The organism is Dehalococcoidia bacterium (assembly GCA_041653995.1).
Lineage (GTDB): Bacteria > Chloroflexota > Dehalococcoidia > GIF9 > UBA5629 > CAIMUM01.
The window spans coordinates 1-10,813 of the sequence record JBAZEK010000015.1 but is presented as its reverse complement, the minus strand read 5'-3'; the positions used below and the strand labels follow the sequence as shown (position 1 = coordinate 10,813).

15 protein-coding genes are annotated in these 10,813 nt (G+C 59.2%); 13 read left to right on the top strand and 2 right to left on the bottom strand.

Annotated elements, in window-relative coordinates; translation table 11 throughout:
• The 3 genes from WC359_13805 to WC359_13795 form a co-directional block, all read left to right on the top strand.
• The coding region (locus WC359_13805; GenBank protein ID MFA5401520.1) for a hypothetical protein at positions 1-215 on the top strand (215 nt) is incomplete at its 5' end.
• The gene (locus WC359_13800) at positions 212-739 is read left to right on the top strand and encodes a hypothetical protein (GenBank protein ID MFA5401519.1); all 528 of its coding nucleotides are present in this window, start codon (positions 212-214) and stop codon (positions 737-739) included. The genes WC359_13805 and WC359_13800, both read left to right, overlap by 4 nt.
• Positions 740-1,630: 891 nt before the next feature.
• Complete coding sequence (locus tag WC359_13795) at positions 1,631-1,936, top strand: hypothetical protein (GenBank protein MFA5401518.1); 306 nt, start codon at positions 1,631-1,633, stop codon at positions 1,934-1,936.
• A 383-nt stretch (positions 1,937-2,319) separates the two neighbouring features.
• On the opposite strand, the gene WC359_13790 is transcribed toward WC359_13795, so the two are convergent.
• Positions 2,320-2,652: a hypothetical protein gene (locus tag WC359_13790; GenBank protein MFA5401517.1), complete on the bottom strand. Its 333-nt coding sequence runs from the start codon at positions 2,650-2,652 to the stop codon at positions 2,320-2,322.
• Between the two features lie 8 nt (positions 2,653-2,660).
• Here WC359_13790 and WC359_13785 point away from each other — a divergent pair, with 8 nt between their 5' ends.
• Positions 2,661-4,334 carry a hypothetical protein gene (locus WC359_13785; GenBank protein MFA5401516.1) on the top strand — a complete coding sequence of 558 codons (1,674 nt, stop codon included), beginning with the start codon at positions 2,661-2,663 and terminating at the stop codon, positions 4,332-4,334.
• Between the two features lie 860 nt (positions 4,335-5,194).
• The gene (locus tag WC359_13780) at positions 5,195-5,317 is read left to right on the top strand and encodes a hypothetical protein (GenBank protein MFA5401515.1); all 123 of its coding nucleotides are present in this window, start codon (positions 5,195-5,197) and stop codon (positions 5,315-5,317) included.
• A 167-nt stretch (positions 5,318-5,484) separates the two neighbouring features.
• On the opposite strand, the gene WC359_13775 is transcribed toward WC359_13780, so the two are convergent.
• Positions 5,485-5,814: a hypothetical protein gene (locus WC359_13775; protein ID MFA5401514.1), complete on the bottom strand. Its 330-nt coding sequence runs from the start codon at positions 5,812-5,814 to the stop codon at positions 5,485-5,487.
• Between the two features lie 231 nt (positions 5,815-6,045).
• On the opposite strand from WC359_13775, the gene WC359_13770 reads away from it, so the two are divergent.
• From WC359_13770 to WC359_13735, 8 genes are all read left to right on the top strand, one after another.
• Positions 6,046-6,345, top strand: a complete 300-nt coding sequence (locus WC359_13770) for a hypothetical protein (protein MFA5401513.1) — start codon at positions 6,046-6,048, stop codon at positions 6,343-6,345.
• Positions 6,346-6,380: 35 nt separating this feature from the next.
• Positions 6,381-6,692 (top strand): hypothetical protein, encoded by a 312-nt coding sequence (locus WC359_13765; GenBank protein ID MFA5401512.1) that lies wholly within the window; start codon positions 6,381-6,383, stop codon positions 6,690-6,692.
• Positions 6,693-6,696: 4 nt separating this feature from the next.
• The gene (locus tag WC359_13760) at positions 6,697-6,891 is read left to right on the top strand and encodes a hypothetical protein (protein MFA5401511.1); all 195 of its coding nucleotides are present in this window, start codon (positions 6,697-6,699) and stop codon (positions 6,889-6,891) included.
• An 826-nt stretch (positions 6,892-7,717) separates the two neighbouring features.
• Positions 7,718-8,746, top strand: a complete 1,029-nt coding sequence (locus WC359_13755) for a hypothetical protein (GenBank protein MFA5401510.1) — start codon at positions 7,718-7,720, stop codon at positions 8,744-8,746.
• Between the two features lie 306 nt (positions 8,747-9,052).
• Positions 9,053-9,340: a hypothetical protein gene (locus WC359_13750; protein MFA5401509.1), complete on the top strand. Its 288-nt coding sequence runs from the start codon at positions 9,053-9,055 to the stop codon at positions 9,338-9,340.
• Between the two features lie 17 nt (positions 9,341-9,357).
• Positions 9,358-9,945, top strand: coding sequence for a hypothetical protein (locus WC359_13745; protein ID MFA5401508.1), 588 nt, complete (start codon positions 9,358-9,360; stop codon positions 9,943-9,945).
• Position 9,946: 1 nt separating this feature from the next.
• On the top strand, positions 9,947-10,099 hold the full coding sequence (locus WC359_13740; protein ID MFA5401507.1) for a hypothetical protein: 153 nt from the start codon (positions 9,947-9,949) through the stop codon (positions 10,097-10,099).
• Positions 10,096-10,813 (top strand): hypothetical protein (locus tag WC359_13735; GenBank protein ID MFA5401506.1); only part of this gene is annotated, 718 nt, incomplete at its 3' end. The genes WC359_13740 and WC359_13735, both read left to right, overlap by 4 nt.

The following is a 10,813-nucleotide window of genomic DNA, read 5'->3' as shown; positions in this document are numbered from 1 at the left end:
GCTGCTGGGACTGCACCCGCTGCACCGGCTGCACCCGCTGCGCCGACTGCACCCGCTGCGCCGACTGCACCGACTGCACCCGCTGCACCGACTGCGCCGACTGCACCGACTGCGCCGACTGCACCGGAATCAAAAACGGTCGCGGGCTGCGATATGTGGCATTTGGCATGCAGCTGACCGCACAGCAGTGGCAGCAATTGGAGCTTGAAACATGACGCCAGAAGAAATATTAGCATTAACATCCGTCGAAAGGGAGCAACTGCCCGTATTCGACTGCGCCCGCTGCAACGACTGCGCCGGCTGCACCGACTGCACCCGCTGCACCGGCTGCACCCGCTGCACCGACTGCACCGACTGCACCCGCTGCTGGGACTGCTGGGACTGCTCAGACTGCACCCGCTGCACCGGCTGCACCGACTGCGCCGGCTGCGCCGACTGCGCCGACTGCGCCGACTGCCCCGGCTGCACCCGCTGCACCCGCTGCACCCGCTGCGCCGACTGCACCCGCTGCACCGACTGCGCCGACTGCACCCGCTGCACCGACTGCACCGACTGCACCCGCTGCACCGGCTGCACCCGCTGCTGGAACTGCGTCGGCTGCAACGTCTGCTGGGACTGCGCCGACTGCACCGGCTGCGCCGACTGCCTCGGAATCAAAAACGGTCGCGGGCTGCGATATGTGGCATTTGGCGTGCAGCTGACCGCACAGCAGTGGCAGCAATTGGAGCTTGAAACATAAAGACCCCCAAATTTGCGAGACGCGCCGCAGCCAAACAGGGCGGCTACTACTCTCGCCGGCACGAGACACGCACACCGCGCGACACACAGAGCGACACCCCACCCGAAAGGCGAATCGGCACATTTTTATGTTACACACAAACCAAAGCCGAAGCAACCGCGGCCGCGCTGCGGCGGCTCGGGTACTCGCCGAAATTGGTGCGTCCGTGAACCAACCACACCCCAAGACGAATTGGCAGTCGCTACACGCGCGGGTGATTAACCTCACGCCGGCGCAAGAAATCGCTATGCTCTCACTACTGCACACGGCCGTGTCCGTGTGTGAGCGTCACCAGGCTAGGGGCGATGCGTGGTGCTCGCAGTCAGCACAAGAGCAGCAGCTGCGTGCTCAAGCACACCTGGAGCGCGCAACGTATCGAGATGAAGATGGAATGTCTGAAGCCAGCCACGCAGCGTGCCGACTAGCATTTCTGCTGTGGCACAGGCCCGATCTGGTGCCTGGCACAGCTCCACCCACAGCCCAAAAGGAAAGATAATGAACCCCACCCACAGCACAAGAGGGTACAAACACCGATCACCGGTCGAAGCAGCCCGCCCGCAATACGACAATCTACTCAATCGCTCAATACCAATGCGCCCCCCGCACAGCGTCCACCCCAACAGCAGCATCCTCACATTCAGCGGCAAACGGCTTGATTTGCGAGCACCTGCTGTCGAGATGATCACGCTCCGTGATATCGCACACGCACTATCACGCATCGGGCGTTTTTGCGGTGCTGGCAACCACATCGCCACGGTCGCACAACACTGCGTGCACGTCAGTCTGTTGTGTCCGTCGGCTGCCGCAAGATGGGCACTGCTACACGATGCGGCCGAAGCGTACCTAGGCGACGTGAGCAGTCCGCTCAAATCGCTGCTACACGCGTACCAACGCTTAGAGAGGATCTGGCAGGACGCCATCAGCGCGCGATTTGGTGTGCCTCGTGTTAACATCAAGCAGTGGGACGTGAAAAGCATGCTGACCGAGCGCCGAGACAACGGGCCGTATTTCATGACGGATGCTGAGTGGCTCGGTCTATCGCCCGACACACCCACGCCGGAGCCCGATCCCATGCCGTGGAAACCGTGGGCACCAGCCCGAGCGGAGGCTATTTACCTGTCCAGAGCCTCACAATTAGGGATATACGACGATGCATGATCCAAACCCATTGGAGGGACTGTCCGTGTGTATTTGCGTGTGGCTCGGCTGTGTCGGTGTGCTATGGTTGACTCTGTTGATCATACAGAAAGTCTGGGCAAAATGATCTACGCCATAACTGCTTTTTTGATCGGTCTCGGTCTGCAACCTCCAGCGCAGCAACCAGCGCCGGCGGCTGGATGCTGCGCATCTGTCTATCAGGCATGCTGCCGCAGTGCGTGTGCAGCGCGCTCCGGGCCGCGATGGTACCAGGCTGACAGCATACTGCGCGGGTGCCTCGAGACAGCCGGATGTGATACCCACAATCCCACCACAAACCTCGAGTGCCCATGCCAAAAGTGAACATGTGCGGGCACCCTGAGCGCAAGCCGTGCGCAAAAGGCCTATGCTGTGCGTGCTACCGTAGAGCCCGGTACGAAGCCAACCGCGAGCACGCGCTCGAGCAACGGCGCGCTTGGCGCGAGGCCAATCGCGATCGCACCAATGAGCAATCCCGCGCTTGGTACGAGGCCAACCGCGAGCACACGCTCGAGCGACAGCGCGCTTGGCGCGAAGCCAACCGCGAGCACGCGCTCGAGCAACAGCGCGCCCGGAGAGAAGCCAACCGCGATCGCACCAATGAGCAATCCCGCGCCCGGTACGAGGCCAATCGCGAGCACGCGCTCGAGCGAAAGCGCGCTTGGCGCGAGGCCAACCGCGATCGCATCAATGAGCAACAGCGCGCTTGGCGCACAAAAAAGAAAGTAGCAACAGCAACATGCAGCAAGTTAATCTCCAAGTAGATCCAGAATTTGAAGCCCTCATACCAGCACCGGAGTCAGATGCTGAGTTACAAACAGCAATAGAGCGATCGTGTGGCTGTCGTGACGTGGATGCGATTATTGTGTGGGGAAACACAATCATAGACGGGCACCGGCGCTATGCGATATGCAAGCGTCTGCAGTTGCCCTACGACGTCATTCACATGACATTCGCAAATCGCGAGGAGGCAAAGCGCTATATGTGGCAGCGCCAAATTGCAAGACGTAATTTATCGGACGATCAACTGGCAATAGCAATAGCCAAATGCGACGGCGATTATCCCGTACGCATCACAGACCGAATGCGCACCATAGCGCAGGAAATGGTCGCGTCCAACGCGCCCCAGTGCGCACAGGTGGTATCCGGAAAATGGTCGTTGCCGCTCGCATACGGATCATGGCTGCACGCTACCGGGCGTGCCAAGCCGCGCGCGCAGCACCCAAAGACAGTGCCCGCACCGCCCCCGACACCCGAAGCAGATCCGCGCGCACAGCACCCAAAGACAGTGCCCGCACCGCCCCCGACACCCGAAGCAGATCCGCTCGACACAGCACTAACCAAAACCGCCGCACAGCGCGCCGCTGCCGCCGATCGTAAATTGCTCAAAGCGGCCAAAGACCGGATTACATCTCTGCAAGCGCGTGTGGATATGCTCTCGGCACCACTGCCCCGGCCGGCGCCCGTGGGGCCTCGCGTGCTCGGCACAGCCCAACGGCAAGCCTGGGGTCTGTCGGTGCTGTCCGATGTGCACGCTGGCGCCACTGTTGTGCCCACCGCATCCGTGTGCTGGAATTCATACGACCCGGAGATCTGCAGACACAGGCTTGACCGGTATTTCGAGTCGATCGTGTGGTTGATCAAAGATGAGCGCTCTTTTGCTGTAATCGGCCACTGCATCGCTGTGCTGGGCGACCTGATCGACGGGCATCTGCATGATGATCAAACGGAAACGTCCGAGGCGCCTCTTGTAACGATCGACTGGCTTGAGCCATATCTATTGGGGCGCCTTGCGCATCTCGCAGACGAACTGGGCCCCGATCGTGAATTGCGGGTGCTCTGGGTGCCAGGCAATCACGGCCGAGATACACTCAAACCACGCGCAGCTACGTATTGCGAGCATAGTCACGAGTGGGCTCTCGGACAGCGTGTAGCACGCGCGTTTGCCGACCACCCAACCATAAGAGTGCACGCACCAAAAGCAAGAGACGTATACACATCGGTATTCGGGCGAGTTTTGCATGGTACGCACGGTGATACAGTCAACTACGCCGGAGGTGTGGGCGGTATTACCATCCCGTTGCGCAAGGCTTATGCGATGTGGCAGTTAAATCAGCCGAGCTACTTGCATTTGACCGGGCATTTTCACTCTCAGCTCGACCTTGGAGACGGCCTCGCAAATGGATCTGTAGTCGGCTACAACGATTTCGCCAGAAAAATTAATGCCCGCCCTGAAGAGCCGAAACAAACATTTTGCCTGATCGACTCGAAATACGGTAAGACGAAGGTCAGCCCAACGTGGCTGCACGAGCCAACCGAGCGCGAGCGCGAAGCGCTGGCAACAGCCGCCAAGCGCTTGGAAGCGGGTGCCCTGTGCTGATGCACGACAAAATGCGCCTCGTGTGCTTGGGTGCTGCGTCTGTGCCAGGCGCTGTGCTGCTGTGCTGGTTGGCGCCGTCCGGTGCCGCCGGTCTGCTGCTGGCGAGTCTAAGCGCATACTGGGTGCGTGCGTGCGTAGCGTGCCAACCGTGGCGCGCTGCCGCGACAGAAGCAATCTGGGCCGCGTGCGTGCTCGTGGGTGTTGGGCAGTCGCTGCGGTCGGTGTCCGCGGCGGTGTGCTTCTGCGTTGGCGCTGGCGTTGGCACGTGGCTGGTGGTGCACCGTGGCTGTTGATCTGCAGGTGCTGCTCGACCGTGCGCGTAAAAGGTTGCGCTACGCGCCACGAAATATCCAAATCACGTGGGCGCTCGATAGCGAACTGGATAACGGACCCCACTGGGCACAGTGGCGCAGGTATCCGCACGATGGGCACTGGATTGGACTATCGTGTGCGTTGCAACAGGCTCCAATATATGTGCTCGAGTACATTATTGGACACGAAGTATTGCACGCAATTTTCCCGTATCGTCGTTGTAGACACCCAAAAGCCCACGTAGTAGCGTGCTACTTGCTCCCGCACCGCGCTGCAGCTGAAAAATGGCTTAGTCGCCACAGCTGATCGGCGGTGGCACAGGCGGGGGCACAGGCAGGGGCACAGGCGGGGGTGCGGGAGGTGGCAGCACCAGCCAGCGCACCCATTCAGCGATCGACCCGCCGTACCGCGCCTGCGCTGCCTCGAGTGCAGCCCTCACAGGCGCGCTGAATGACACGCACCGGCGCAAGGGAAACGGCCCCGGCACGGCCGCAGGCGTCCCGTGCAGGCCGCACGCGCACGCTACCCGAACCAACCGGCGCATTTTCGTGTTGGTTGGGGCACCGATTGGCATGTCGACCGTCAGCCGCTCCGGGCAGCGCTTCACAGCGGGCGGCACGGCAATGCCGTCGCCCAGACCCAAGGCAGCCGCACCCAGCAAGAGCCAGTAGCGCCCACGCCCCCGGGGCAGTCCAGCAATGCAGCGGATTGGTGCGCCGCGGCCGGGCTTTGGCAGCGGCGCCGCCAGGGTCCAGCCGGCGGCGTGCAGGTCCCGCCCAACGAATGCGCACGCAGCGGGTAGATGTTGCTCGACGTGAGTGCAGATTATGGTAGACACTTAGTCCAAGTCCAAATTGGACTGCAGCTGCTGCCACTGCTGTGCGGTCAGCTGCACGCCAAATGCCACATATCGCAGCCCGCGACCGTTTTCGATTCCAGCGCAGTCCCAGCAGTCGGTGCAGCGGGTGCAGTCGGTGCAGTCCCAGCCGCCTGAGCAGCGGGTGCAGCCGGTGCAGCGGGCGCAGTCCCAGCAGCGGGTGCAGCGGGTGCAGTCGGTGCAGCCTGTGCAGTCGGCGCAGTCGTTGCAGCGGGTGCAGCCGGTGCAGTCGAAAGGGAGCAACTGCCCGTATTCGGCGGGTGTTAATGCTAGTATTTCTTCTGGTGTCATGTTGTTCACGTAGCGGGTTGGGGGTGGCTTTGGTTGGGGGTGGCTTGGCGGGCATGCAAGGCGTTGCACGTCTTGTGCCATCTTTCAGTGGCGCGCAAGTGCTTGTTTTCTGGTGCTGGGTGCGTGCAGGTCTACGCAGTGTGCGTCAGTTGCTTCTCGGTTCTAGGGCATTTCACTTCGCACCCTGTTGGCCGCGGTATGTGATTTCAAGCACTTGCGCTTGTTGTGCTGTTGGCACGTGAATTGCAAGTACCTGAAATTATGACCAACCCGATCACCGCCACCACCGCCATCACCGCCACCACCGCCACCGCCACCACCGCCACCCACAAATACAACGCGCGGCTGCTCATCGGACGTATTAGCACCAGCAAAATCTCCGGAGTCGTCACCGGCACCGTAGAGTCCTCTTTTGCTGCTTCTCGTGAAGAAGCAACCGTCAGAGCGCAACAGGAAGCGAACCGGCTCGGAAAGCGCATATGGCTATCACTCATTGGCAGCGATGCCACACTATTCGCGCCTGCATCCTGACACCCCGACCACCACCACCAGAAGGAGCCTAAAACATGCTGACCCCCAAATCACCCGCTGAATTGGTTTCGTTGAGCCGGGATGACCTGCTCGGCATCCCGACATTTTCATTTTGCAGCGGCTGCGCGGACTGCTGGGACTGCCTTGGCTGCGCGGACTGCTCGGTCTGTCTGCACTGCTCGGGCTGCGTGGACTGCGTGCGCTGTGTGGACTGTTCCGGCTGTTCAGGCTGCGCGGACTGCGCAGGCATCGCTGGCGCGATCGGGCTACGATACATGGCGTATGGTACGCAGCTCGCAGCCGATGAATGGGCGAGGTTGTACGCGACTCTTAAATCGGAGGAGTAGAAAAATGTCTCCAGTGAAATTTTCAATTGACCGGGCGGGCGCCCGATTCGCTATTGACGACCGGGGCAAAGTGGTGTGGCTTACCGGTTCGCACCGCGGAATGCAGGCGGAGTTCACGCGCCGCGCTGATGCCGAGGCGATAATCGCGTCTTACGCTCCTCGTAATAAGTCAAAGATGCGCGTGGTGGAGGTCCGGTAGGCAGCACCGCCCACCAATGCAGCAGCGCCCGGTTTGCCAAGTGCAGGCCGGGCGCTGCTGCATTGGTGGGCGCTGCTGCATTGGTGGGCGCTGCTGCGTGCAGTGGGCCGCGCAGAAGAACAGGCGCTGAAATTACAGTGCTGATTTAGAGCGGTGCGCTGAAATTACAGTGCTGATTTAGAGCGGTGCGGACGAGAAGAAGCAATATATATTGCTTTTAGTTCTGTTTCTGCGCTGGAATTACAGCGCTGATTTAGCGCGCAGCGCGGACGAGCGGAAGCAATATATATTGCTTTTAGTCGTGCCCGGAGAAATAAATGCTTTTTGCCGTGCTATTTGCGAAAAGGCTAATAATTTCGGGTGTGTTGCTGTTCTGCGGGTGCGGCCGGTGTGAAAAGACGCTACGCGCCCATCACAGCAAGGCAAATCCCCTGTTACGGCCCGCGGACCGGTAACTTTTGGCGCAATAACCGTTATCGCTGCAAGTTGGTTATTGCGCCGCATGTCCGCGGGATCGTTCCCGATTGCCCGAGCAATAGAATCTTAAATACCCCTATGCCGGCGATCAGTATAACGTAAGAAGGTAAACGCTTAGCTTCTTACGTTAAAGTTGGCCAGGTATAACTGCAAACGTGCTCGCCGTGGCACCCCGACGAAGTCTTGTCTAGGGGTTTTAGTGGCACCCTGACGAAGTCTTATCTGGGGGTTTTAGCGGCACCCTTTGCTTGCCCGTGCTATGATCTGAGACGTGAGAATACCTCTAGATCTATATTCAGTCCCCCTCGGCTTGCTACAACAGCAGTACCAGTCCCCGTTGGACTGGCGAATGTTCGCGAACGATGCTCGGAGCCGCATCCCTCCGGACGCCAGGCGCGAAAACCTGACCGAGCACATGCAGCGCGTGTGGGATGTGTGGATGCTCGGGGAATCGCTAGCACCGCGCGATGTTGTTCGATCGAAGCTGGATGCTAACACAATACAGCGCAGGCGCGTTTGGCTATGTAAACGCAGAGCCAAAGCGCGCGCACTGCTGCCGATACGCGTGGATGGATCTGACCTTGCCGCTGTGCGCGCGCTAGGACCTGATTTTGCTCGCGTGGCAAATATACTCGAGCAGGTCGATGCAGATCTGGCTGCATTGCGCAAGCCCAAAGCCGGGCCGCCTGCTGTAGAGTCTGTAACCAATACACACGATTTACGTAAGCTGCGCGCACGCTTGCGTGTCTGCGAACGCAAACTCAACGAAGCTGGCGGAAGGTACAGCGCACAGCCCGCAGCACAAGAGTGGCTGCAGCTGGTACGTACCGTGACAGAGCACCTGCACAACTGTGAACAGGACCTGTACGAGCAGCGTTGTCGAGAGTGGGAGTACGACCACAAGCAGGACCCGGTTCGATTCCGGAAACGCCCACAGCGCCCAACGTGGCTGCGTCAAGCAGAAGAGCGCGAAGATGCAGCAGCGACCGAGGCGCGCCGCTGTCACATCAATGTAGTACCCTTACCCACGCAGACGTGGCACGAGAAGGAGGTAGACAGGGTGCACGCCGTGCTCGAGAGGCGCGCGCGCGTCAAGCAGGCCCGCAAGCGTAGCCACCTCGAGGCCTTGCAGTGCAAGCTGCTCGATTGGGCGTGGGGTGTTGGCAGGTGCAGCGGGCTGGATGTGGATCTGCAACCTGACATGGGTGCTGTTGGCTCTGGAGTGTGGCTGTACTTCGATCGCAATGATGTGCCCTATGAGTCTCTGCGGCAGCACGTGCTGGCTTCCTGCGCGGTGCGCTGCACGACAGGCTGGGCTTTCCCGCCTGAGACAGCGCGGGGCAGGGTGGTGGTCGCTGGCTTGCGGCAGGGGGTGTGAACGCTGGTTCACAGTCGGCGGGCCGATATGGGCTGATGCGTCCAGACGGTTTTAGGGGTCGGCTAATCAGTTGGGGCGCCTCTCGATTTCTGGCATTTTACGAATGTCAGCACCTAGGCCCGTCGACCGAAAAATAAAAATTTTTGGACTTGGGTTTGGGCTATAAATGCAATAACTTTTTGCATGCCCAAGCAGCGCTTGCGCGAATGACACCACTTGTATGGTCACGTACAATACCTTGCGCCGGCGTCTGAAACATGCTATTAGCCAAGCGACCCCCAAAGAGGCGGGGGCACGCGAGGCAATATGTCAGGTCCTAATCAGTCGATCGAAGTTCCCTTTTATTACGCGACACTGCCGGACGCTAACGTGCTGTCCGGGGTGATCACGGTGCACGATGTGGCTGGTGTTAGCAGGCCCGCGCGGCGCGCTGTGGTGGGGGCTGTCGGAGCTGCTGGGCTGACGCTCACACGCATTGACGGCACAACGGTCGTCATGAGTGCAGCACAGCTGCTGAAATTAGGCGGTATAGTAGAACGCCAGTTTATCGCTTTGCAAAGCAACGACTCTACCGACGTTGGCGTGGATTACTAATGACAGTGTCCGGAGGGGTGGACCCAAACCTGTTTGCGTCGCTCGCGGCGGCATATGCTGGAGGTATCCGCGCGCCAAGCGGTGTCGAGGACGCGGGAAAAATTCCAGTGGCTGACGCGGCGGGAACGAATTTCATTTACCGTCTATTGACTGAAATAGCGATTGATCTTGCGCCGATGCTCCCGCATGATTGGCAATTCGAAGACTGGTCGACTCCAGTAACCGCCTATGATGCGGATTCGACGCTTGCCGTGCTGACGATAGATTTAACCGATATCAGTCGCGCGAATGAAACATGGCTGATTGTCATAGATATAGAGATTGTGGCTACTCTCGCTGGTGCACCCGGCGCAGCGGGTAGAGTTACTGTCAGTCGACTATGTTCGGCCGTCTACGACGCTTCGGGCGTGCCGGTTGCATCTATGATGAGTTCTTCATGGGGCAGTGTTGATCAGTCTATCGAATTGAATATCATCGGAGTGTGGACATCTTCCGAGATCCCAGGTATCGTGGTAGGAATTACAAAAGAGACTGCTTTTGTCGGACACACTTTTTTCGTACAGGGGCGAATCCGCAAATGCACTGAAGTCAAGGTAGCGGGGTAACGTGAATTTAGGATTGAATCTAGCACTCGAGGTACACACAGCGAACGCGCCGGGAGGCGGAGAAGATTTGCAGGCGCCTTATATCATCGGTGAAGACGGAAATTTGCTGGTAGATGAAGCCGGAAATTTGCTGGTGGATGAGGTGGAAATATGACAACGCAGAGGCATTTGCTCGTAGAACACATTGATGTTGCTTACTCCGATTCGCAAACATTGAGAGAAAAATTCGCGACTAAGGCGCAAGCTCACGAGTCCTGCAAATACCAGCTGCTGCCGTCGGCCATTGCTGCGTTCGACCCTGAAGACACTTCCGCAGCTGATTGGGATGGCGCGTTTGCTGGGGCTACGTGGACTGCCGACGCTGCTGCTCACGTTCGCCTTTTGAATCAAGCGACGAATACCATTTATACGTTGACGAGCGAGACGACTTGCACGCCCACGGGCGAGACGGCGCTGCACGGGGCGCAGCTGGTGGTGACGGATTCGGGGCGCGTTTTTAGCTATCGTGACACCGCCGCAACCGGGGCAGCGACGCTGGCGTTAGTAAATGTCGAATCTTTGGTACGCACAGCGGCGCTTGACATGGGCGGGTACGCGGTCACCAATTTTGCAAACGAGTCCGGTGCAATAGTTGACCTGCATTCTCCCGGCGGCGCAACGGTGCTGCTGTCCTCGACATTTGCGACGGAAAAAGCACTTGGTTATCTAACCGCGTCGCACAAATATTTTGCAGTAATGAGCGCTCGGATTTTCCTGTGGAAAACTGCTAATCCAGATACCGTTGTCGGATGGATAGATTTGCCGCCGATAGGCATGCGCATCAGCACCAACGCATCGAATGTTGTTACTGTAGCATTCAATCGTAGCG